Source organism: Chitinophaga hostae (assembly GCF_018224885.1).
Classification (GTDB): Bacteria; Bacteroidota; Bacteroidia; order Chitinophagales; family Chitinophagaceae; genus Chitinophaga; species Chitinophaga hostae.
This window is the reverse complement of the sequence record NZ_JAGTXB010000001.1, coordinates 752,008-776,140: the sequence shown is the minus strand read 5'-3', so window position 1 is coordinate 776,140 and position 24,133 is coordinate 752,008. Positions and strand designations below refer to the sequence as shown.

At 45.2% G+C, this 24,133-nt stretch carries 23 protein-coding genes; 13 read left to right on the top strand and 10 right to left on the bottom strand.

Translation table 11 applies throughout. The features are described from left to right. Positions 1–29: 29 nt before the first annotated feature. Genes KE626_RS03225 through KE626_RS03215 form a run of 3 tightly spaced genes read right to left on the bottom strand, consistent with a single transcriptional unit; the run spans position 30 to position 5,341 of the window. Entirely contained in the window at positions 30–455 is a 426-nt protein-coding gene (locus tag KE626_RS03225; RefSeq protein ID WP_211971433.1) for a DUF4945 domain-containing protein, read from the bottom strand. Between the two features lie 13 nt (positions 456–468). Next, positions 469–2,217 carry a RagB/SusD family nutrient uptake outer membrane protein gene (locus KE626_RS03220; protein ID WP_211971432.1) on the bottom strand — a complete coding sequence of 583 codons (1,749 nt, stop codon included), beginning with the start codon at positions 2,215–2,217 and terminating at the stop codon, positions 469–471. Between the two features lie 13 nt (positions 2,218–2,230). Further along, positions 2,231–5,341 carry a SusC/RagA family TonB-linked outer membrane protein gene (locus KE626_RS03215; RefSeq protein ID WP_211971431.1) on the bottom strand — a complete coding sequence of 1,037 codons (3,111 nt, stop codon included), beginning with the start codon at positions 5,339–5,341 and terminating at the stop codon, positions 2,231–2,233. Between the two features lie 599 nt (positions 5,342–5,940). Here KE626_RS03215 and KE626_RS03210 point away from each other — a divergent pair. Together KE626_RS03210 and KE626_RS03205 are read left to right on the top strand one after the other, a co-directional pair. Further along, on the top strand, positions 5,941–7,077 hold the full coding sequence (locus tag KE626_RS03210) for a sensor histidine kinase (RefSeq protein WP_249207221.1): 1,137 nt from the start codon (positions 5,941–5,943) through the stop codon (positions 7,075–7,077). Further along, positions 7,049–7,768 carry a LytR/AlgR family response regulator transcription factor gene (locus KE626_RS03205; protein WP_211971430.1) on the top strand — a complete coding sequence of 240 codons (720 nt, stop codon included), beginning with the start codon at positions 7,049–7,051 and terminating at the stop codon, positions 7,766–7,768. The genes KE626_RS03210 and KE626_RS03205 overlap by 29 nt, the downstream gene beginning before the upstream one ends. 77 nt (positions 7,769–7,845) lie before the next feature. Here KE626_RS03205 and KE626_RS03200 read toward each other — a convergent pair whose 3' ends face one another. The 4 genes from KE626_RS03200 to KE626_RS03185 form a co-directional block, all read right to left on the bottom strand. Beyond that, a complete protein-coding gene (locus KE626_RS03200) occupies positions 7,846–8,409 on the bottom strand; it encodes a cupin domain-containing protein (RefSeq protein WP_211971429.1) in 564 nt (187 codons plus the stop codon). Positions 8,410–8,633: 224 nt separating this feature from the next. Then, the gene (locus tag KE626_RS03195; RefSeq protein ID WP_211971428.1) at positions 8,634–9,185 is read right to left on the bottom strand and encodes a GNAT family N-acetyltransferase; all 552 of its coding nucleotides are present in this window, start codon (positions 9,183–9,185) and stop codon (positions 8,634–8,636) included. 150 nt (positions 9,186–9,335) lie between these two features. Next, positions 9,336–9,725 (bottom strand): type VI secretion system tube protein TssD, encoded by a 390-nt coding sequence (tssD, locus tag KE626_RS03190; RefSeq protein ID WP_211971427.1) that lies wholly within the window; start codon positions 9,723–9,725, stop codon positions 9,336–9,338. A 180-nt stretch (positions 9,726–9,905) separates the two neighbouring features. Continuing rightward, positions 9,906–10,598 (bottom strand): helix-turn-helix transcriptional regulator, encoded by a 693-nt coding sequence (locus KE626_RS03185; protein WP_249207220.1) that lies wholly within the window; start codon positions 10,596–10,598, stop codon positions 9,906–9,908. Positions 10,599–10,870: 272 nt separating this feature from the next. Here KE626_RS03185 and KE626_RS03180 point away from each other — a divergent pair, with 272 nt between their 5' ends. Both KE626_RS03180 and KE626_RS03175 read left to right on the top strand, forming a co-directional pair. Continuing rightward, the gene (locus tag KE626_RS03180) at positions 10,871–11,446 is read left to right on the top strand and encodes a Crp/Fnr family transcriptional regulator (RefSeq protein ID WP_211971426.1); all 576 of its coding nucleotides are present in this window, start codon (positions 10,871–10,873) and stop codon (positions 11,444–11,446) included. A 76-nt stretch (positions 11,447–11,522) separates the two neighbouring features. Beyond that, positions 11,523–11,963: an ester cyclase gene (locus tag KE626_RS03175; RefSeq protein ID WP_211971425.1), complete on the top strand. Its 441-nt coding sequence runs from the start codon at positions 11,523–11,525 to the stop codon at positions 11,961–11,963. A gap of 14 nt (positions 11,964–11,977) precedes the next feature. Here the strand turns inward: KE626_RS03175 and KE626_RS03170 are convergent, their stop codons facing one another. Together KE626_RS03170 and KE626_RS03165 are read right to left on the bottom strand one after the other, a co-directional pair. Further along, the gene (locus tag KE626_RS03170) at positions 11,978–13,141 is read right to left on the bottom strand and encodes a glycoside hydrolase family 130 protein (protein WP_211971424.1); all 1,164 of its coding nucleotides are present in this window, start codon (positions 13,139–13,141) and stop codon (positions 11,978–11,980) included. Between the two features lie 207 nt (positions 13,142–13,348). After that, positions 13,349–13,675, bottom strand: a complete 327-nt coding sequence (locus KE626_RS03165; protein WP_211971423.1) for a hypothetical protein — start codon at positions 13,673–13,675, stop codon at positions 13,349–13,351. Between the two features lie 497 nt (positions 13,676–14,172). Between KE626_RS03165 and KE626_RS03160 the strand changes: the two genes are divergently transcribed. The 5 genes from KE626_RS03160 (at position 14,173) to KE626_RS03140 (ending at position 16,730) form a co-directional block, all read left to right on the top strand. After that, complete coding sequence (locus KE626_RS03160; protein ID WP_249207219.1) at positions 14,173–15,060, top strand: AraC family transcriptional regulator; 888 nt, start codon at positions 14,173–14,175, stop codon at positions 15,058–15,060. Positions 15,061–15,156: 96 nt separating this feature from the next. Next, a complete protein-coding gene (locus KE626_RS03155) occupies positions 15,157–15,582 on the top strand; it encodes a hypothetical protein (protein ID WP_211971422.1) in 426 nt (141 codons plus the stop codon). Next, positions 15,579–15,782: a helix-turn-helix transcriptional regulator gene (locus KE626_RS03150; protein ID WP_211971421.1), complete on the top strand. Its 204-nt coding sequence runs from the start codon at positions 15,579–15,581 to the stop codon at positions 15,780–15,782. Before KE626_RS03155 ends, KE626_RS03150 begins: the two co-directional genes overlap by 4 nt. 76 nt (positions 15,783–15,858) lie before the next feature. After that, on the top strand, positions 15,859–16,458 hold the full coding sequence (locus KE626_RS03145) for a methyltransferase domain-containing protein (RefSeq protein WP_211971420.1): 600 nt from the start codon (positions 15,859–15,861) through the stop codon (positions 16,456–16,458). A 26-nt stretch (positions 16,459–16,484) separates the two neighbouring features. After that, entirely contained in the window at positions 16,485–16,730 is a 246-nt protein-coding gene (locus tag KE626_RS03140; protein WP_211971419.1) for a hypothetical protein, read from the top strand. 3 nt (positions 16,731–16,733) lie between these two features. On the opposite strand, the gene KE626_RS03135 is transcribed toward KE626_RS03140, so the two are convergent. Continuing rightward, a complete protein-coding gene (locus KE626_RS03135; protein WP_211971418.1) occupies positions 16,734–17,360 on the bottom strand; it encodes a redoxin domain-containing protein in 627 nt (208 codons plus the stop codon). A 239-nt stretch (positions 17,361–17,599) separates the two neighbouring features. Between KE626_RS03135 and KE626_RS03130 the strand changes: the two genes are divergently transcribed. The 4 genes from KE626_RS03130 (at position 17,600) to KE626_RS03115 (ending at position 24,070) form a co-directional block, all read left to right on the top strand. Beyond that, positions 17,600–18,508 carry a bestrophin family protein gene (locus KE626_RS03130; RefSeq protein ID WP_211971417.1) on the top strand — a complete coding sequence of 303 codons (909 nt, stop codon included), beginning with the start codon at positions 17,600–17,602 and terminating at the stop codon, positions 18,506–18,508. Between the two features lie 142 nt (positions 18,509–18,650). Further along, positions 18,651–20,114, top strand: a complete 1,464-nt coding sequence (locus KE626_RS03125) for a DUF3375 domain-containing protein (protein WP_211971416.1) — start codon at positions 18,651–18,653, stop codon at positions 20,112–20,114. Between the two features lie 4 nt (positions 20,115–20,118). Further along, a complete protein-coding gene (locus KE626_RS03120; RefSeq protein WP_211971415.1) occupies positions 20,119–20,712 on the top strand; it encodes a DUF4194 domain-containing protein in 594 nt (197 codons plus the stop codon). Further along, positions 20,690–24,070 (top strand): ATP-binding protein, encoded by a 3,381-nt coding sequence (locus tag KE626_RS03115; protein WP_211971414.1) that lies wholly within the window; start codon positions 20,690–20,692, stop codon positions 24,068–24,070. The genes KE626_RS03120 and KE626_RS03115 overlap by 23 nt, the downstream gene beginning before the upstream one ends. Positions 24,071–24,133 lie beyond the last annotated feature (63 nt).

Here is a 24,133-nt window from a genome sequence, read left to right as displayed (position 1 = left end):
CGTCTCCCGGTTGGAGACGGCTGCTATAACTATTTTGTATACACAACGGTTTGCCCCAGGGAATATATGTTCGATGAATAATTGACATTCGTGGTTTTGGTAGTACCCACCAGCTTTACAATGAAATGATAAGTAGATGCAGGCTTGGGCAATGTAAACACATATTCCGTGGCAGCATTGGGTAGTGTCACCGTTGCAGCGTTAACCGTTTTCATGGTAGTGATTACTTCGTTCACTTCCACGTATACACTCAATGGCTGCTGAATTTCTGCGGGAATAGCAGCAGGGATCTTCCAGGTTACTTTTACCGTATTGGCGTCTGTTTTCTGCAATGCGAGGTCGGTAACGGCAGGCAAGCTTACGCCAGGCTTCACCATATCACCGGAAGATCTTGTGCAGGCGCTGTTTACAGCCAATAGGAAAAAAACACTGATAAATAAGCAAAACTTTCTCATAGCTTGTAATATTTTAGTAGCCCGGATTTTGTTTGTACCCACCCTTCGACCAATTCATCTGCGCCTGCGGAATCGGCAAAAACTCATCCCTGCCGGCAGTGAAATGTCCCAGTTTAAACCAATCAAAACGATTCTTTTCCTTGTTCAAAAATGCATTCATTGTAGGCTCCAATATTCCCCAGCGCATCAGATCAAAAAACCGCCTTCCTTCACAGGCAAGCTCCAGCCGGTCTTCCCACATCAGCGCTTTCCATGCGAAATCTTTTGTCCATGCACAGTTTACCCCGGGCTTGTAAGTTTCCAGTTTATAGTTCATCCACAACGTGCCATCATCTTTTTTCAACCTGGCCGTGCTGTTGGCTGCTCTTGTTCTTACGCGGTTGATCAGCGGCAGGGCATCATTAAACCGCCCCAGCTGTATCAGGATCTCCGCTTTCCACAGCAACACTTCTGCATAACGGATCTCCTTTTTATTCATGCTGTTCTGCACATAAAATGGTTTATACATACAGTTACAATCCGGACGCACCTGCTCTTTCATGGAATTAAAATAACCATATTGAAAAGGCGCACGGGAACCCGCTTCTTCAAACATAAGGCGGTTATCATATTTCCAGGGATAGCCCGGTATGGCCACAGTATGCCCTATACGCGGATCAAAGGCATGTGTATTGAAAAACTGTTTATAGGCCTGCCCGCCCAGCTCAGTATTGTTATAGTTATCAAAATCGGGCAACCCGGTACCATCTGTTTTAAACGCGTTGATCATCGAGTAGGATACCTTATGGAAGTCGCAGCAGCTGAAATAAGGATTCCACCACGGTGCATTCAGCTGATCGCCCCAATTGACCCTTCCGTTGGTGGTACCATCATCTATCGAGTACTGTATTTCCCACAATGATTCTTTCGTATTGTTATCATATTCTATCATAAAATTATCGGCGAAGTCCGGTGTAAGATCAAACATAGCGCCGTCTTTCGCCATAATGGCATCGATATGCGCGAGCGATTTATTGAGCGTTTCTATGTTGATATTGGTCACCTGGTGCCGGTCATTTTTTTCATATGCGCGGAACAGCAGTGCTTTTGCAGCCAGCGCATGCGCCGCATAACGGGTAGGTCGTCCTTTCTCCGCCTGGGTTTCAGGCAGTACGTTGGCTGCGTCTTCAAAGTCTTTGATGATCTTATCCCATAGGGCTAAATCATTTATCATGCCTTCCGGGCGATTAGAAATGCCTTCCACGATAATAGCGTCATTCTTCACCTGGTCATCGATATAAGGCACATAATTCCAGCGAAGTTTCATACCAAGGTAGATCCACCCGCGGAGAAACTTCATCTCCGCAATCCGCTGATCTTTGGCCTTAAAATCATTTGCACTAACGTTGTTCAATAAACGCAGTGCCGTATTAGCCCTGCTGATACCGCAATAACCGCGGTACCAGGGACCATCGTTATTTCCTATGTTAGAGGTAACGCCGGTAAATATTTCCATTTCGTACCAGGGGGTTTGATCGCTCAGTCCACCACCGCCTTTATAGGCATCATCTGATCTTACACTCTGTATCCAGGGCGCATGGGTATCGCCATAACCCAGCGAGGGCATGTACGAGTAGGCCGCCACTACAAAATTTTCTATCTGATCAGCAGTTTGTACCTGTTCTTCCGACAATACACCTTTGGGTTTTACATCCAGGAAATTTTTGCACCCGAAAATAAAAACGGTGATCAGCCCAACGAATGTTATGGTAAGTTTTTTCATGTTGCTTGTTCATTTAAAAGGTAACATTCAATCCAAAAAATCCGCTAATCGGCATGGGATAAGCCTCGCCGGGGTTTTCCGGATCGCCGCCGGTAAACTTGTCTTTCCCCCAGCCCTTTTTGAAATTCAACAGGTTTTGGCCGGATATGTATACCCTGAACCTATTGACACTCCATTTTTCCAGCAGTTTTGCGGGAAAGGTGTAACCAATATCCAGTGTCCGCAGTTTCACGTAAGACCCATTTTCAATGAAGTAGGTAGACATCCGTTTTTCTCCGTTGGCATCGCGTCGGGAAAGCGCCGGGATATCTGAATTGGGATTGGCCGGCGACCAGGCATCCAGGATACGGGAAGGGTGATTGCGGTCGTTTTGCACGCCTATATTCCAGAAATCGCTGAGCTCTTTCCAGGAATTGTATACACTGTTGCCAAAAACACCCTGGAAGAATATAGTGATATCAAAGTTTTTATAACTCGCTTCCAGGTTTAATCCCGCTGTGAGCTTCGGATCTTTTACACCAATCCAGGTACGGTCATAGGTTTCATTGATCACCCCATCACCATCCAGGTCCTTATAACGGATACGGCCTACGCCTTTACCTTGTTGCTGCGGGGAATTATCGACTTCCGCCTGGGTTTTAAAAATACCGTCGGCCACCAGTCCGTAAAACGAATTTAACGGCCGGCCTATAACATTGTCCAGTAAGCCATTACCGCCGTAGGTATATTTCACGTTTTCCGGGATCGAGTTAATTTTATTCTTGTACCCGGCCATATTACCGGTGATACGGTAGGAAAAATTTCTTTTCACTTCTCCCCAGCTCAATAAAATTTCGAATCCTTTGTTGGTCATGTTCGCGGCATTTACCCAGCGGTAACCGCCTTCTCCCAGTGCGCCGATATAGGGGGGCTGAAACAGCATATCGGTTGTTTTTTTGTTGAACCAATCCACCGAACCAGATAATCGATCTTTCAACAGGCTGAAGTCAGCACCGATGTTTGTTTGTGTGGTGGTTTCCCATTTCAGATCAGGGTTTCCCAGGCTATTACGGCGATAGCCGGAGGGTATGCTGCCCGATTGATTCCCGCCAATGGCATAGGAGGTACCATCAAAATCACCTACATAGATGTTTACCAGGCTGCCGGCAGAAAGCGGGGCTGAGTTACCATTCTGTCCCCAGCTGGCCCGCAGTTTCAGGTCATTTAAAAACTTTACATGTTTCATAAAAGATTCCTGGCTAAGCCGCCAGCCGGCGGAGAACGCAGGGAAGGTGCTGTACCGGTTATTCACGCCGAAAACAGAAGATCCATCCCGGCGGATAGTAGTTGAAAACAGGTACTTTGAAGCAAAGGCATAGTTGATCTTACCAAAAAACGACAACAGCGTTTTTTCGTCGCCGCCTCCATTCAATGATTTGTTATCACCGGTGGCAGCCGACAGGTAAGCGTAGTCCCTGCTTTCGAGCAGGATATTATTCCGGTAGGCATTTACATTTTCATATACATACCGGTAAGTTTCGATACCTCCCAGGATATCAAAATGATTTTCACCTAAACGCAGGTTGTAGATCAGGGTGTTGGTCCAGGTGCGGCCTATATTCTGCCAGTTGTTTTGTGTAACGCCGTTGATATCGCTGCTTTTGCCCCCGGCTTCTTTCCATTTATGCTGGATAGTTCTGTCGTACCACATGTTGTAATCCAGCCCAAACTGTGTTTTAAATGCGAGGTTATCGAGGATCTTCAGATTAGCATAAGTGGTTCCCAGTATTTTCAGGAAGTTGCCTTTATTGTCTTTGTTGATTTCAAGATCTCTTACCGGGTTGCTAAAATCATCCATTCCCAATGCCATGGCTACACCGCCCCAGCCGCCTTTATTATCGTATACCGGAATATTAGGCGGCATTACCAGGAAACCGTAGGTGCTGTTGATATCCCTGATCCGCAGGTTGGTGAGTGTAAAATTTTCACCAATGGTTAATCTCCCTTTGATCAATTCGTAATCGTTATTAAAACGGGCCGAATAGCGTCTGAAGGAAGAGGTGATCTGTGTACCCTGGTTATCGTAAAAATTGATAGAAAACAGGCTGGATAACCGTTCCTTACCTCCGGTCACTGTTAGCTGATGATTTTGCCGGATACCTGTGCGGGTGCCCGCTTTAAACCAGTTGGTATTGGAAGAAGGCATTGTTTTTTCAGGATTCAGCCATTCCACTGGCGTCACAGAATTGAGCACGGGGATGCCATCCTTATCATAGTTCCAGTTATAATTATAAATCCGGATGGCTGCCGACGGATCGTCGCCATCATTTACAGTGGCCTGCCACAATGCCTTTCCATAGCCGTTGGCATCCAGCATATCGGGAACCCCGGTAATTTTTGATACGCCTACATAACTTTCATAAGTGACCCTGGTTTCGCCCTGCCGGCCTTTTTTTGTGTTCACAAGGATTACCCCGCCAGCAGCGCGGGAGCCATAAATAGAGGCCGATGCGGCATCTTTCAGCACCTGCATGGACTCGATATCATTAGGGTTGATATCTCTTAAATTTATATTCACCGGTTGCCCGTCAAGTACAATCAATGGTGGTGAAGAGTTGATCGAGGTAATCCCCCTTACCTGTATGCCTACGTTTTCTGCAGGATTACCATCTGTTGTAATAAACACGCCGGGCACCTTTCCCTGCAGGGAGCGCATTACGTTAGCGCTGGGATTCTTCACAAAATCTTCCCTGCTGATTACGCTGATAGCCCCCGTGAGATCGGCTTTCCGTTGGGTCATATACCCGGTTGACACTACAATTTCACTCAGCTCCCGGCTTTTCCCGGTGAGGACTACGTTATACTCTGCGGCTGTATTCAATGCCACTTCCCTTGTTTCCTTTCCTACATAGGTAAACAACAAAGCGGTGGCATTGGCCGGCACTTCAATCCGGTAACGACCCTGTTCATCGGTAACAGCATGCACCGGAAATCCCTTAACCGTTACGCCTACCCCGGGAAGCGAATTGGCAGATTCATCCTTTACTGCTCCGGTGATAACCCTTGACTGCCGCGGCGTGGCATTTTGAAAAGCGGCAGCGCTGAGAACAGGCAGGAAGGAGCTTAATAAAAACAACCATAACATACGGCGCTTTATATGAGCGGACAACGGGCGCCCACTACATATAGTTGCATTTGGGTAATTGTGATGTCTCATAAAACCGCATTTGTTTTTGTTTGGTGATAAAATTGTCAGACCATCATTCCGGATACAGCTGCACAAGCAGCTACCATGACAGATTTCCGATGATTGTTATGATCAGTTCATGAAAAAGGAAGAAGAGGGCGCCAGTTATGCGCGGAGCTTTCCCGCTCCGTACACGCATAGTAGTATGGTTCCTGGAAAATTTCTTTTCAGGCGGCAGTCGTTCATAACCGGTGAAATTTAAACGGGTTTGTAATACGTAACGTGTACACTAAGTGTTATCAGTCATAACATAGAAATTGATTGATGTTAGTTGTTCCCCAATCTCTTCAACATTAAATTACGGAGCCGTATCTAAAGCAAATAAAGAGATTTTATTCACAACTATTTTTCCGATAATTAGCTAATTATGGTATTATATTGGCTTGGGGATACAGAGGCAGGGTGAAGACGGGATATTTATGATCTTCATAAAAATAAAACGGTAAAAATTGCCGTTGGTCGACAAAACAATACGGTATATCTTCATTAATTTAAGGATGACATCCGTACCCGTACCTTTGTTTATGCAGCCTGTAGCACCAATGAGCAGAACCGTTTTAAATCATACTATTTTCTGGTCCCTTACCATTATTGTACTCACCATATTCTATGGTATGGGGATGCCCACTTATGGGGTAGCCTTTAACGTTATAATGATGTTTATCCCGATACATATGCTGTATTTTTATACGGCAGCGTATTGGGCGATTCCCAAATACCTTTACCGGAGAAAATATCTCCAGCTGGCCCTGATTTTATTAGGATGCACACTGATGGCTGGTTTCCTGTTCCGGCTCCTGGAAATAACCGTTGCCGACCCCTACATTTACCGGCTCATGCTCAAAAAGGACCCATCCTTTAAGTGGCATAAACTGGATGGCACTTTCCGGCATCAGCTAACTAAACCGGTATACATCATAAATGCGCTGGAACAAAGTAATCTCGTTTTCTGGGTGGCCGTTTCTCTTAAATTCATTAAAATGTGGTTTGAAAAAAGGCAGCTTGCCGTACAATCCGAGCTAAGTGCACTAAAAAGCCAGATACATCCCCACTTCCTATTCAATACACTCAATAACTTATACGCACTCACACTTAACCAATCGCCCCAGTCGCCCGCAATAGTACTGGGCCTGTCGGATATACTGCGCTACATGCTGTATGAATGCAATACCGACAATGTACTGCTGAAGCGCGACATAGAAGTGATGCAGCACTATGTGACACTGGAAAAATTGCGTTATGAAAACAGGCTGGATCTGAATTTCAGTATTACCGGGGATACTTCCTCACAAAGAATTCCTCCGTTATTAATGCTGCCCCTGATTGAAAATGCCTTTAAACATGGTACCAGTGAAACAATTGAGGAGGCCTGGATAAATATAGATCTCTGTCTCCATAACTATAAACTAAAATTCAAAATATCCAATAGCAAACCTATAGATGATACCACTCCTGCAAAAAAAACCAGCGGCAACATTGGTTTGAATAATGTAAAAAAGCGGCTGGAGTTACTTTTCCCCTATGCCCATCATCTGCAGGTTTTTAATGAAGAAGAATTGTTTGTGGTGATTCTTGATATAGACTTAAGACAAAATTTAGTAAAGCATGAAAATAAAGACACTGATCGTAGATGACGAGCCACATGCCATTGAAGTCATCGAAAAGTATGTGGAAAATTTTCCGGAAATAGAGGTTGTATCCAAATGCAATAATGCTATACAAGCCTTCCAGTTGCTGCAACAACATAAAATAGACCTGATTTTCCTGGACATAAAAATGCCCGGATTGTTAGGTACCGACTTTATCAGGAGCCTGAAGCATCCGCCTAAAATCATTTTCACCACCGCTTACCAGGACTATGCTTTGGAGGGGTTTGACCTGAGTGCAGTAGATTATCTGCTGAAGCCCATTCCTTTCGATCGCTTCCTGAAAGCCATGGACAAGGTATTTGCTTTATATAAGGTAAATAACCACAGGATCAGTATTACCGAGAAAGCAGCGGAACAGCAAAGCGATGTATTTTTGTACCTGCGGGTAGAAAGGAAAATGGTAAAGGTAAATGTAGCAGATATCTATTGGATAGAAAGTCTTAAGGATTATATAAAAGTAGTTTTGAAAGACCGGGTACTCATCTCGAAACAAAAAATCAGTTTACTGGAAGAATTGCTGCCGGAAGAAAAATTCATGCGTATACACCGGTCATTCATTGTATCAACACATAAGATAGAAAGCTACCATGCTTATTCAGTAGAGCTGTTAGGAATGGAATTGCCTATCGGCAGAAATTACAAAACCGAATGTCATAAGCGGTTAAAAAACAGCTGACCGGCTGCGCTTCCCCCGCAACTGTTCCTCATTTCCCTGACGTACAAACTGTTTGCCGGAAACAGTATTCCTGTTTTTTAAAAATGATCGGGGTTATTAAATCGCTTGTTATAATCAAGCACAAAAAATACAGGGATGAATAAAATGTATAGCAGGTGTATCACCCATCCATGAGGTTTATCCAACCGGAATGTTCGTTTGTATTTTACTAACAGGAAAACCATCAGTGGCAGGGCTGGTATGCCTTTCTCATTGACAGCGCCTATATTGGAGAGGGCTGTCATGGTTCGCAGAAACCTGACGGTGTCCATGGCGGGAGTAACTTTCCAGCTCACCAGCGTAGTGGTAAACCCCGAGTTCCACATGCTGTGCCTTGCATTCCGTTTGATGGTTATGATGGCGCCTTCCCGGTAAATTTTCACTTCATCGTTCAGTCTTACCGTTAACTCTCCTTTCAGCACTTTCAACTGTTCTTCCTGGTAAGGATGGTAATGCAGTGGTGGTTCTGCGGAGAACGGAACATACAATATTTCCATTTCCAGCATATCGCCGCTGTGCTGATTCCGCGGCAAAAATTTTACCACCTGCCCCGTAATCTTATTAGTGATCTGGTAACTGTGCGGCCTATGAGTTGCTTGCATCAATGAGTACGGTTTAATAAAGAATGTTGCATAATGTGTGTGCAATATTCTTTATTAAAAGTCGCCTGGCAAGCGTGGTGGCTGCAAACCCGGGGAGGGTAGACGAACCTTCATAAACCGTCTGCCAACTGCATAGGCCGGTGAACACCTGCTGAATAAAATATTAAACGGGTTGTTCATCTACCAAACAAATGCGTATAGCATCCGTATATCCGTTACCGTTACTACACACTTTTCGTGAGTGAATAACAGAGAATACCTGTCATGTCTTCTTCTTTCTCCAGTCGTTGTTTCAGTTCTTCATTCAATGCGAAGTGATGCTTCTCCAGTAAGCGGCTGGATCGTTCGTTGCCTTCAGCGGGCAGTGCGATGATCCGCTGCAGTTGCATTTCTTCAAAGCCAAAACGGATGATGCCGGGCAATACTTCCTGCATAATACCTTGTCCAAAAAAACGGGACTGGAGTTCATAGCCCACTTCGGCTTCTTCCAATGCCGGTACAATATTCCATAAACAGATAGTACCTACGAGCTCGAGGGTATCTTTTGCGATGATCACCCAGTAAAGTGATAGATGGGCGGTATTGTTGGCGATTATTTTCTCGAGGAACTGTTCTGCCGCAGCGACCGAAACGGGTCCTGGCCGGTTTAAGTATTTATTTACCAGCGGATCTGACCTTAGTTGGGCGACTTCTTCCGCATCTGACAGCGCCGGGGGCCTGAGAAGGAAACGCGGTGTATTGAACTCAGGAAACGGGTTAAAATGAATTGTAAACATGCTATTAAAGTTATCTTATTTCCGAGAGAAAAAAAAGGGAAGCCGGGCGCAGGCAGCGGACTCTATAAAACAGCAAATAGCCTGAATGGATACCGGGAAAACGGACGTCCATACAGGCTACTTTTAAAAAGATCGTGGGAAAAACAAGTCCTATACCGGCCAGGGATTCTGGTAGGAGGAGTTGTTTAACTTCACTTCCCTGGACGACAGTGTTAGCTGAATTTGCAAAGGCTGTTCATTGTTGGAGTTAAACAGTTCCGAATACTCCACGCAATAGGCGTCTGTAAATTTCAGCTCTTTTAGCCGGGACATGGAATCACGCCGGAAAAAGGTGATGCTGCCATTTTTCGTTTGGGTATTGGAGATCATCCAGTCGAACAGACTGGTTTCCCCGGCAGACTCAATCAGTAGGTTAATGGTACCTCCCTTGGGGCGGGCAGCTGGTTTCCCATTATGGTCTGTGTTCTGGGAAAATGAAAACCTGCATTCGAGGACATTCATTTCTTCCCCATCGATGTTGAGAACGGCTTTAAAAGACATAATTTATCTGGTTAACAAGCCCGTTACAAGGCGCAACAGACAGGCAAAAAAATATGGTATACAGAATGAAAATACACATTTCTGGCTACATCCGGAAAAATTGGGGGTTATTTTTCGGCACATCAGTGCAGGCCTTAACAGGTGGCGGTTTTAGCGCCACAATAATATAATTCTTTTTGCCTATATAAGATCAAATGCCTGGGCAAAACTGGTCAGATCATAACTGGACTGGGCGCCGATTTTTGCTTTGATGTTCCGCCGGTGAGTAACGGCGGTTTTTTCCGAGATACTGGCTTTTTCGGCAATTTCCGCAGCACTGAGGCCCAGGGCCAGCAAACGCAGGATCTCCTTTTCCCTTTTGGTCAGGGAGGCAAAAATATGATGGTTACGGCGAAGAAAATTATTCTCTGCCAGCAGGCGGTTCACCTTGCTGGTAACGTGATGCAGCGGATCAATGGGCGTAGCGCAGGTGATCACATGCGTAGGCTTTCCGCTGGCATCGCGGAAAAAGACCCGGGAAGTACCCAGGTGCCAGGCCCAGTCGCGGGAACTGGCCATCCGTACCTGCTGAAAGAAAGTGACCGTCATATTGGCGGCTGCCGGCGCATCCAGCATAGCGATGATCTTTGGCAAATAGTCCGCCACATCATGCGGATTAAAGAATGTGTCATAATACGCTGGCCCCATTTCCCGCAGCTCCCCGAGTGTAACGCCCAGCTCCCTGCAGCCGCGGGGAGACATGTACTCCACATAGCTTTTTAAAACATTCATCACTATTACCACTACCGGAAGTTCTTTGTCGATGGCCTTTAAAGCGCGTAGCTTATCCTCCAGTGCGGATTCCTCGTTACTAAATACAGCGTGCTCAATCATGTACCTGATATAAATCTTGTATAGGAATTCTTCTACGATGTTGGTTGATTACTGTGCTCCTGCAACAAATGTATGTAAAAATAACAAAGGGTCCCTCACGAAAAGAGACCCTTTTTTGGGGATAGAAAATACGGTGACTGACTAAATCAGGTGGATGACTTTATATAATGAGTTGAATAAATCATTCTTGAGTCACAAAGATATGTTAAAGTATATGGCCGTCAAATACCTAATTGTGAGTATTTTTAAAAAAATAAATGCACTTTCCTGTCATGAAATCTACGCCGCAATATTTGCCTGAAAGTCTTTCCCACATTGCGCCCCTGGCGCCGGATGCAATGACGCTATTGTTGGAAAGTGCACAAACAGAGATGGTAAAAAAAGGGGACTATCTGCTGCATGAAGGGCAGCAATGCCAATACATCTGGTTCATTGAATCCGGCGCCTGCAGGGCGTTTTACGATAATGGTACCAGGGAAACCAATACGGATTTTTTCTTCGAAAATACTTTTGTAACCAATATGAACAGCCTGCGGAACAGCATTTCGTCCGATTATAATATCCAGGCAATGGAAGCTGCTGCTTTATGGAGATGGCATAAAAAAACGATTTTTCATCTCTACGAACTATCACCCGAAATCGCTGCCTTCGGCCGTCAGTGGCTCGAATACCTGCTGATTGAACAGGAAAAACATACCAGCTGGCTGAAAAAATTTACACCGGAAGAAAAGTACAAATCCATTTTAAACGACGCTCCCCAACTGCTGCAACGTGTATCCCTTACACATCTCAGCTCTTACCTGGGCATCTCCAGGGAAACGCTGAGCCGCATCCGTCGCAGGTTATAATAATACGATTATGTGATGTTTGACACAATCGCTTCGTTTCCGGAGGGGTACTTTTGTGTTATAAACATCAACGATCATGACTATACAGCAACAAAAAGATTTTATCGAAGCCTATATCGGCATCATCTGGAACCAGGGCAACACAGGCCGTTTAGCCGAATTCCTTCACCCTGACTTTACCGATCATTCCCTGCCAGCCTCGCTGCCGGCCAATGCAGAAGGGTTAAAACAATGGATCACCATGACGCATGACTCCTTTATTCCCGAAACGATCATCGAAGAACAAGTAGCAGAACCCGGGAAAAGTATCATTAAAATATCTATGCGCATGCAACACGTGGGCCTCTGGCGGGCAATCCCCCCTACAGGACTAACGGTAACGACTAAAGGTTATCGTTGCTTTCGATTGCAAAACGAGCGGATCATCGAACATTGGGCACTGATAGACGGTACCGCGCTGGAACGCGGACTTTCGGATAAGCAGCATAGCGGCAACGAAACATGCGTTACCCGGTAACTTTTGCGTGGCGGTCAGCCCCTATTGTTCGCTATAATTCCTTCCACCACCGCAACCGACGCCGCCGATCTCAGGCCATCTTCCGCTGTGTTCACCACATAATCCACCAGCTGGCTGATGGTACTGGTAGCCACATGCATACGTGTATCTGAAGAAGCATAGTAAATAAATACCCGGCCGTCGTCATCGGCGATCCAGCCATTGCTGAAGAGCACATTGGATACATCTCCCACGCGCTCTGCGCCTTCCGGCGCCATAAAGTAGCCGGCGGGTTTATGTATTACCCGGGTAATATCCTCCAGGTCGGTCATAAACAGGTAGAGTACATACCTGAGACCGGCGGCGGTGTTGCGTACGCCATGTGCCAGGTGCAGCCAGCCTTTCGGGGTTTTAATGGGCGCCGGTCCCAACCCGTTTTTCGCCTCATACACCGTATGATACACTTTTTCATCAATCACCATTTCTTCTTTTAGTACCGCAGCCTCCATATTATCTGCCAGTCCGAAGCCGATACCGCCGCCGCTGCCTGTATTTATAAACCCATCCTGTGGCCGCGTATAAAAAGCATATTGGCCGTTCACAAACTCAGGATGAAGCACCACATTACGCTGCTGCGGAGAAGGGGTGACCAGGTCCGGAAGTCGTTCCCAGTCGGTCAGGTTACGGGTACGGGCCAAACCGCACTGCGCAATGGCGGCCGACTGGTCGCCGGGCAAAGCCACAGGGTCACGGCGCTCCGTACAAAATAAACCATAGATCCACCCATCTTCATGCTGCACCACCCGCATATCGTAAATGTTGGTATCCGGAACACCGGTTTCCGGCATCCTTACCGGGTGCTCACGGAAACGGAAATGATCGGTACCATTGTCGCTTTCCGCTACCGCGAAAAAAGATTTCCGGTCCATGCCTTCTACCCGGGCAATCAGCAGGAACTTGCCATTTACCCGGATGGCGCCGGCATTAAATACCCCGTTGATACCAAAGCGCTCCATCAAAAAAGGATTCGCTGATTCCCTGAAATCATATCTCCAGGTGAGCGGTGTATGCATAGCCGTTAGTACCGGGTATTCATACCTGCTGTATATGCCATTGCCCGGCATTACCTGCTTGTTAGGTCTTTCAATCAGCGCGTCGTATGCCTGTTGCAAGGCCTGCCTTCTCTTGTCAAAATTCATAGTACCGATAGTTAGTGCTGCGACGTATATATGTTGCTGCCAGCAACATCTTTTCCGAAAAAGGTTTGCGGCTGTTTATAAAATTCCCCGCTGTGTTAAATATATACAACAGGTTATGAAGTTGCTTTTCCTGCTGCAGGTAGTTGACAGTAAATGCCTGTTACCTCTTTCACATCGCTTCTTCCCGCCTCGTATTTCCAGCCTGCGTCATAGGCCAGATGGTCCTTGTGCCCCACCAGGTAACCGGTGGCAGCGCGTTCTTTCAGCCGGCGATAGCGCTGAGTGGTTTCTTTGGTCGCCTGCCAGTCGCAAGGGACGGGCTCCTGCGGGCAGCACTGCCCGCGGACAGTAGTAATAAAACGTGCAGGTAGAATGAAAAACGCAGACGGTCCATTCTGATTTTTTTTTCAACGATTGCGTACCGTTGATATAAGTGATGATGGTAAAAAACAAGTGTTGCAGCCGCAGGTAATTTAACCTGGAGGTCGTATCTGTAGAAGCAACGATCTGCGCATCCAGATCATTCATCTTCATACTGGTAAGATGCTGAACCCATTACCGGCAATATTTACGACCGTACCTCGGGCTTCGTCCAAACGGGTCGAAGCTGTAGATCAGCGGCGCCGGCTGCAACACCTGGAAACTATGTGTAACACCCAAAGATGTGGTGATTGTATTAACGCTGGAAAATAAAGGACCCTCATGTAATCATAGCAGCAGGTACTGTTTCACAACGTGTCTTCCTTAACACAAATATGAATTTAATTCGAACGAAATTGTAGTACTTTTTTATCTTTTAATTATACTTTGATAATCAGATTATCAATACAAAATAAATGTATAATTTACACTAAAATCTTTGTATCATATAACTAACGGTATTGTTAGCCATAAAAGTAAAATTTCATTTTACGCGTGATAAGTTTATTTTTATAATGCTTTTTTAGCCCGGTGATCTGAATCACAGCAGCAGGTTTAAATCAAAACGGTATAATTCCACGAAAGGATTCCATACAACAAAAATCAAGTTCATGATGAAGAGCAAATTGTTAAGAGAAATAACCCCACTCACGCAGAGTGATTGTTTCACTTTATTTTCCAGGGAAAAGAAAGAATTTGATTTTCCATTACATTACCACGATGAATTTGAGTTGAACTTTATTCAATATGCCAAAGGCGCCAAGCGTATCATTGGCGATCATATAGAAGAAATCGGCGAGCTGGAACTGGTACTGGTAGGGCCTAATCTGCAACACGGATGGTTTACCCACAAGCATGGGGGAGGAACAATCAAAGAAATTACGATACAGTTTCACCGCGATCTGTTTGACGAAAAATTTCTGCAACGCAACCAGATGAATTTCATCAAAAATATGTTTGAGCGCTCGTTGCGAGGTATTCTTTTTTCTGCAGAAACCACACAACAGATCATGCCCCGCCTGATCCGGCTGCCGCAACAGCAGGGCTTTGACTCGGTGCTGGAGCTGATGTCCATTTTACACGACCTGTCTACCAGCCGTAATATGCGTATACTGTCTGATGCTACATTTGGTAATACGGAAACCTTCTCCTACAACAGCCGGCGTGTGGAAAAAATCATGACTTATCTGAATGCCAATTTTGATAAAAACATTTCCCTGGGAGAAGCCGCAAAGCTGGCAGCTATGACAGAAGTGGCTTTCAGCCGTTTCTTCAAAGCCAAAATCGGGAAAACTTTTGTGGATACTTTGATAGAAATAAGATTAGGACATGCGTCAAGACTGCTGATTGAAACAACGCATACGGTAAATGAAATCGCTTACAAATGCGGTTTTAATAACATCTCCAATTTCAACCGCATCTTTAAAAAGAAAAAAGATTGTACGCCAAAAGAATTCAGGCTGGCATATACTTCTTCCGGTACACGGACATTTATATAAATCCATCATGATAAGATAGTCGTGTTTATTTGACTTAATGTAAAATAAACTTGTCTTTTTGTAAGAAATACCTATCTTTATAAAAAGATCCTTATTATGAAATCACGCTATTTATTACCACATGCTTACAAAAAAATAGGTGGTATTTTACTCCTCCTGTTCATTGCATTTTACCTGGTACTCCAGCTGGGCTTTAATATTAAATGGTTGGATGCCAATAATAGTACGCTATCGATCGACGGTTACACAGATGAAGTCGTTGTTACCGGCCTGATTATCAGTTTGCTAATGATAGCCTTTTCCAAAGAAAAGAATGAAGATGAATTTATCGCTACTGTTCGTCTGGAATCGCTACAGTGGGGCATTTACATTAGTTATGGTTTGCTTGTTGTTGCCACCTGGTCCTTTTATGGCCTGAATTATTTTTCTGTAATGGTTTATAACATGTTTACGCCGCTGATATTTTTCATTATTCGTTTCCACTATGTAATTATTAAAAACCGCCGAACTTTACCATCATGAAAAACACGATAAAAGTGCAGCGGGCTATCCATAATATGACACAGGAGGAGTTGGCGAAAAAAGCCGGCGTATCCCGCCAAACCATCAATACCATTGAGTCGGGCAAGTATGTACCTTCCACCGTGCTGGCGCTAAAGATGGCAGGAATATTTAATGTGAAAGTGGAGGAAATCTTCTCGCTGGAACCCTCAGATGAATAAAACATAAAATACTTATATCTCCTTTTCATCTGCTTAGTCGTTAAAGCTTGCGGTAAATGCTTACCTTTGCGCCTTCATGCAAACTTCTACCTTACTAAAGCCGAGTTGCTACGTTAACGATGCCGCTTTTGACTGGTTGTATCCTGAAAAGATGCAGCAGCTGTCCAGGCGGCATTGGACGCCGCTCAGCATTGCGAAAACAGCCGCCCGTTTTCTGGCAAACGAACCGGGCAAAAAAATTCTGGATATTGGGAGTGGAGTGGGAAAATTTTGCCTGGTAGGCGCCCGTTTTTACCCGGAAACCACTTTTGTTGGGATAGAGCAACGTGAAGAGCTGTATCAGTATGCCATGGAAGCCAAAGAAGTAACGCAGGCCCGGAATGCCCATTTTATCCATGGTAATTTCACACAAACGGATCTGTCTGTATACGATGGATTTTACTTCTACAATTCCTTCTTTGAAAACCTGGTCGACCAGGATCAGATAGATGACAAAGTGGAACAATCAGCAAGTTTATATAATTACTATAGCCGTTACTTATTTAAGAAATTGGAAAGTAGTGCAAGCGGCACAAGACTGGTAACATTTCACAGTCTTGAAGATGAGGTGCCCCCCTGTTATCAGCTGGTGGATACCTCTACTGATTTAATGTTAAAAATGTGGATCAGACGATAGGATTAAGCAATAAAAAAATGATTATCATGACGACAGATGAACAGGCAGCACTGATAGTAGCACAGCTCAGTACTGCAAAGGATTATACGCAGGCAGATGAAATCCTGTCAGCAGCAGAAAAAGATCATCAACAGTTATTTAAAGATATCCTCACTTCCCTCCAGGAAAAAATAGAAAATTTATCACCGCTGGATTGCAACAGTTTACAATGGAGTATTTATCGTTACGCGCTGATGTGCATACGGAGGCATTCCATGATGGAACCAGCCTGATGATCAGGCGCTGATAGCCAGTTTTTTATCGATAGTGGCGACCAGTGTTTCCGGTGAAAATGATTCCTGTAAATACAGATCAACAAAAGCATAACTGATTTCCAGCGATGGTGTTACCAGGTATACTGCCGGCACCGGAACGTCTTCATTTACGCCGGATACACGACCCCATATCGGGTCAGACTCCCTGTAAATGCCTGCTTTCCGGGCGATGCGGTGCTGTGCGTCGTGCACAATATCAAAGGAAAACGGCCCGGGGTTGACGGTATTGAAAAGCTTTTTGTCTTCGCTGGACAACACCAGCAAATGCGCACCGGCGGCTTCAATAGCGGCACGGCTTTGTTCCAGCTGCTCCAGCAGGCGATCGCCATACCCATTCCAATGCCATGAATAAAAAGCAATCACCAATGGCTGGGAAGTTAACTGATGCAGGGAGGTTACCTCGCCGGCATCACCTAATAATACATGCCTGTTGATAATCCGTGACTCTTCAATCAGAAATTCGGGAAAAAAAGCACCGCTATTCACCGGGTTAATTCGCTCCCTGTTTCTTACCGGGCTGGGGAAATTTTCCGGAACAGGTGCTGGCAGGTAGTCGGCGTATCTGTATAATGTTGACAGTGATGACATAATAAAGGCTTTTTTAATGGCTGATAAAATGGCCGCTGTTATAGGTTTGGTGAATATCTTTTTATTATTATGATACAAATATAGGGAGAATATTTTAATTACCCTACTATTCCTATAGACTATTAGTGAAATAGAATATAAATAATTGGTTTTTAAAGAGATAATATTCCAGTTTTTTTTATTTAATTTGAAAAACAAGACAGGTTACCCAAAAAAAGAGTGCTAATAAATTCTGACATATGCTGCTGAAACACCACCTATCTCTTAAGCAGATATTTTCCTTTACCTGGAAAGTAGATCTGATGCTGCTCGGATGCTGTACCCTTGTATATCTGCTGGACACGTACTGGTTAGCAGCACATGTATCCATTCCGGTTGCGGTTTCTGCGGTGCTGGGTACTGCCATTGCTTTCTTTATCGGCTTCAATAATAACCAGGCCTACGACCGCTGGTGGGAAGCCCGCAAAATATGGGGCGCCCTGGTAAACGATTCCCGGTCATGGGGCAGAAGCATGCTGTATTATGCTACCGCACCCGGAAATCCGGCCACGCAGGCAGTGGTTCGCCATATGATATACCGCCACCTGGCCTTTATCACCTCGCTCAAAACCTCCCTGCGCAAACGCCCGGACGAATACTATACCCGCTACCTTACCCAGGAGGAAATCGCGGAAGTGCAAAAGCAAAGCAATATCCCCAACGCACTCCTGAATATGCAAACCCGCGACCTGGAGCAACTACGGGAATCGGGCGTCATCGACGGTTTCCGGTTTATAGAACTGAACCAGCTTATTGTAAGACACTGTGATAGTATGGGACAGTCGGAAAGAATAAAAAACACTGTATTCCCACCCAGCTATGTATATTTTACCCAGGTGTTTATTTGGTTTTATGTAATCATGAATACACTGATGATGACCGAATCCATCGGTGCATGGGCCATTCCCTTCGGATGGATGTTCGGCTTTGTATTTCATGTCACCCACCTGAATGGCATCACCCTCATGAACCCCTTCGAATTCCAGCCACTGGGCATTCCACTCGACAATATTGCCCGGACCATAGAAATCAATACGATCGAATTACTGGGCGACGAACCCGTACCGGCGCCTGTACAACCCAGGCTGGACGGGCTATATGTAATGTGAACAGCTATTAGCTATTAGCTATTAGCTTTTAGCTGTTAGCTGTTAGCAAATGCTGCAGGTAACAAATCCGCTGCATTTGCTAACAGCTAAAAGCTAATAGCTAATAGCGGGGATCAGGCAATAATTCCCTATTTTTACGTCTATGACGTATGACCAATTATGTAATCTATATGCCCAGTCAGTAACACTCAAGATACTACGGGCACGTAGCGCGCCAATGATGCTGTCATTTTTTCACTACACATTCAAGGAAAAAAACCATACTACCATTTCCAATGTGGAACTGGTAACCCGTTTGTCAGACTACCTGGGCGTAACCGGTTACCGCGCCACTGATGATGAAATAGACGCTGGCAGCCTGCTGGAACACGACGATGTGAAAGCCAGGAAATATATAGATCAATGGAGCAATAAAGGATTTCTCCGCAAATACCCCGACGACGACGGCGTAGATATTCATGAGCTGAGCAGCGACATGGAAAAAGTAATGCATTGGGTATCTACCTTACAGAAACGCGAATTTGTTGGAACAGAAAGCCGCTTCAAGGACATTTTCTCTAAACTCAAAGAACTCATCGATCAGAGTAACAAAGACCCTGAACAAAGAATACAGGAGCTGGAGAAAAAGAAATATGAAATAGAACAGGAAATAAAAGCCATCACCATCACCGGTAAAGTACAGGTGTTTGATGACACACAGATAAAGGAAAGATTTTACGATGTAAACCGCATGTCGCGCGAACTGCTGAGCGATTTTAAAGAAGTAGAACAAAACTTCGAACAAATCACCCAGGAAATATATCGTAAACAAAGTGAACGCGATGTTGCCAAAGGCTCCCTGTTGGCTTATACACTGGATTCTTTCGAAGCCCTGCGCCAGAAAGATCAGGGGAAAAGTTTTTATTCCTTCTGGCAATTCCTGATGGATGAAAACAAACAGAGCGAAATGCAGCAGCTGATAGAAAAACTCTACACCCTGCTGGAAGATCGGAACATCGAATATAAAAATGACCGCTTCCTCAAAAAACTCAAACAATTCCTGCATGCCTCCGGCAAAAAAGTAATCGATGCCAACAAAAAACTGAGCGATAAACTCAGTCGCGTACTCAGTGAAAAAAATCTCACCGACCAACGTAAGGCCATGGAACTCATCAACGACATCCGGCAACTGGCATTTCAAACGCTCGAAAACCTGCCCGGAGAAGAGTTCTTTATCGACCTGGAAAGCGACCCGGAAATAGATATGCTCGACCGCTGGGAAATGGCGGAAGACAGAAAAGAAAATCCGGCCGTAGAATTCCCCGAAGGAATGGGCGGCACCGACTTTACAGACACCGACTTCGATGCCCTCTTCAATCACTTTAATATCGATCGTGCCCTCCTGGAAGATCGTATCAGCACCCAATTACAAAACAAAAAACAGATCAGTTTGAAGGAACTGGTGGAAATCTATGGCACAGAAAAAGGGCTGACAGAACTCATCACCTATTTCTCCATCGCCAGCCAGTCGTCCAGCCACATTATACTGGAAACTTCTGATCCGGTATCACTGGGCAACCGTACCATCAACATGCCGATGGTACTGTTCACAAACTCACAAAACTAAAAGTATGGCCGAAAAAAATATTTCTCCTTTTGCGCACGTGTTCCTCAAACTCATGCAGGGCCCCGTGTACGAAGAAGATAAATCTTACTGGAAAGACCTCCTGGGCTGGCAAACAGAACTCAGCAAATACCTCCACCAGGTAGGCTTACAACTCATCATCAATGAAAGCGATGGGTTTGCCCGTATCCTGCAACCGGAAGCAGATGAAACCGGGGACAAACCACTGCCGCGCCTCATGCGAAAAACCAGGCTTACCTACGAAGCTACACTGCTATGCATCGTACTGCGCGAAGCCCTCGATGAATTCGATATCAAAGGCAACGGCACCAGGCTGTTCATGACACAAAAAGAAATCAAGGAAAGACTTACGCTATTCTTCAAAGAACGTAACAATAAATCCAAACTGCTCAAAGATCTTAACAAACCTATCAACAGCCTGCTGAACATAGGCATTCTGAAAACTACCCGGGAAGACGCTGCCAATAAGGAAATGCATCAATATGAGGTAAAAAGGGTGATCAAAGCACTGGTCAACAACGAGAAACTGGAAGAAATAAAATCAAAACTAAAATTGCATGTCAACCCTGTTCAACAGTGATTCTAAAGAAAGCGGGTTCCGGTTACAATATCTTGAAATATACAACTGGGGCACGTTCCATAATAAAATATACCGGCTCAACACCAATGGCCAAACCTCCCTGCTCACCGGCGCCAACGGTAGCGGTAAAACAACACTCATCGACGCCCTGCTGACACTACTCGTGCCCGCCGGCAAACGCTTTTATAACCAATCATCCGGTACGGAACAACGGAAAGACCGCGGCGAAGAATCCTATTTCTGGGGCTACTATGGTAAAACATTTTCCGAAGACTCACTCCAGTCAAAAACTGAACAGCTCCGGCATAAGGAAAACAACCCGTACTCCGTATTGCTCGCCTACTTCTATAACGCAGCAACCATGCACCAAATCACCCTGGCACAGGTGAGATGGCATTCCGGAGAACTCAAAAGACAATTCATCGTTTCTCCTCATAAACTCAATATCCACGACCACTTCGGCAATGGAAAATTTGATATGAAAGGAGACTGGAAAAAGAAACTGCGCGTCGAATTTCCCAAAACAGAAATCACCGACAGCTTTAAGGAATACGCCGCCCTTTTCAGTAATATATTCGGTTTGAGAAGTGAAAAAGCGCTTTCTCTCTTTAACCAAACCGTAGGTATCAAAGTACTCGGCGACCTCAATACCTTCATCCGCAGCCAGATGCTGGAAGAAACTGACGCCGAATCCGAATTCATCAAACTGCGCGAAAACTACGACAGCTTGTTGTCCAGTCACCGCGCTATCCAGAAAGATGAAACCCAGCTGAAAATGCTGGCCCCCATTATCGATAACAAAACCGCCTGGCAAGAACTCCAGGACCGCAACAGGGAATTGCAGATGCTGCAGGACATCCTCCCGGCCTGGTTCAACAAACAGGAAAAAGATATCCTGGAAAATGAACTGGAAGTACTGCAAAAAGAACAACTGGTAACCGGCAGTACCCTCACCGGTATCAACGAGCACCTGCAATCACTCAACCTGCGTAAAGACGAGCTGATAGCCCAGAAAGCCAATAACAGCGTAGACGAACAACTGCGCTCTATCGAAAAATCCATCCACTACGAACAAAAGGCCCTCGAAGCCAAACGTAATAAGATGGAAGAATACAATATGCTGGCCGACCGGCTGGAGCTCGCTCCCAACCCGGATGAACAACAATTTCATGAAAATATTACCGGCGCTGAGCAACTGAAAGGAGGATACGATAAACAGCTGGAAACATTACAGGAGGAAATGTTCCATCATAAAAGCAGTCTTACCGCTGAACGAACACAAGCCTCGCGTCTCGAAGAAGAAATCGACTCCTTCCTCAACCGGAAAAATAATATTCCCTATGAACTGATCCGCATCCGCCAGCAGCTGGCAGATATGCTGGATGTACAGGAAGATGACCTCCCCTTTGCCGGCGAACTGATCAAAGTAAAAGATGCGGAAAGCCATTGGGAAAGCGCTATCGAAAAAGTATTACACAACTTCGGCCTGCGCTTGCTTGTACCGGAAGAATATATCACAGACATTAACCGGTATATCAATTCCAACAACCTGCAAACCCGCCTCGTATACCACAAAGTAGAGGACGAGAGTTATACCATGTTGCGGATGCCTTCTGAAAAAGAAAGCCTGTTACAGAAAATCGATATCAAACCCGGCACCATCTTCAAAGAATGGTTACAGAACCAGCTGCTTGACCAGTTTGACTATACCTGCACAGATGATATGACGGTATTTAACCGCTCCCGAAAAGCGGTTACCTCCAACGGACTAACGCGGCAGGCTACACGTCATGAAAAAGATGACCGCGCGAACCGTTCTCAGAAAAACAACTATGTATTAGGTTGGAATAATAAAAATAAACTGCGCCTGTTAAAAGAAGAACAGGACGAATGCAATAACAATATAGAAACACTGCAGCACAGTATTTCACAGCTGGAAAACAGTCGCAAAGCCATTGCTACTACCAACACGCTGCTGAATGCCTTCCTGTCGCTGCGTAACTATAGCGAAATCAGCTGGCAATCACATGCCGGCGTAATCGAATCATTCGCGCGGGAAAAAGCACAGCTGCTCAAAACCAGTGATAAATACCAGGTGATCTGCGATCAGCTCGACGATATCACCGCGCAATTGCAGACCAAAGAAAAAGAAAAGGAAAGAACCCTCCAGGAAAAAGGCCGGCTGGATGACAAGGCAGCAGAAAAACTGCGCCACTTCAACCAGTTGAAGGTGAATAAACTCGATGACGTTTCCCTGCAATACGTACTGGAATACCTGACAGACCTGTCGCTCACCGAACCAGCTGAAACAGCCCTGGAGCTGGCTTCTTACCGTAAACGTGCCGACGACAATTTAAAAGCCACGCTGCAGGATGCGATGCGCCAGACGGCCGAAAAAGAAGCAGAGATAACGCGCCAACTATCGGCCTTTGTGATGCCGCCCAAAGCCATTCACGATACCTACCCGGAATGGCTTGGCGATGTAAGCGATCTGCAACCACATGTGAAATACCTGGATGAGTTTACTTCCCTGTATGAAAACATAAAATTTCAGCGCCTCATTGAACATAAGGAACGCTTCCGTAAATACATGGATACCAGTATGCTCAACGCCATCACCAACTACCGGGCATGGATATACGGCCAGGAAGACCTGATCCGTGAAGTGATGGAAGACCTGAATGAACCACTACGCAACATCACCTTCAACAAAAATCCGGATACCTACCTGCAGCTGGAATGCCGCCACGTAAGAGATGTAGAGATCCGGAATTTCAAAGAAAAACTCAGCAGCGCCGTTCCTGATTCCTATAAATATCACATGGAAAAAGATGAGGCCTATGGCGATCAGTTGTTTGAAAATATAAAAGTCCTGATCAGTGAATTACAGCAAAATGAAGCATGGCGGCGTAAGGTAACCGATGTCCGTAACTGGCTCGACTTTGGCGCCAAAGAGTTTTATGTTGCCGATAACAAGGCCTTCAAATACTACGAAGATACCGCCAGCCTTTCCGGTGGAGAAAAGGCACAATTCACTTACACCATCCTGGGAGCTGCTATTGCCTATCAATTTGGTATCAATGAAGCCAACAGGCAACACCGCAGTCTCCGCTTTATCACGGTGGATGAAGCTTTCAGCAAACTGGATCCGGAAAAAAGTCACTATCTCATGGAGTATTGCGGGCAGCTAAATCTGCAATTGCTGGTAGTAACGCCGCTGGATAAACTGAATATTGCGGAACCATATATCCACGCTTGTCACTTTGTGGCTAATAAAAACAAACGTGATTCTGTTGTATATAACTTCACAATGGAAGAGTACCGTGAAAGGAAGAAAGAATTTGAAGCAATGGTCTAGCTGTTAGCAGTTAGCTTTTAGTAAATGCAGCGGAGACCAACATAATATAATCTCCGCTGCATT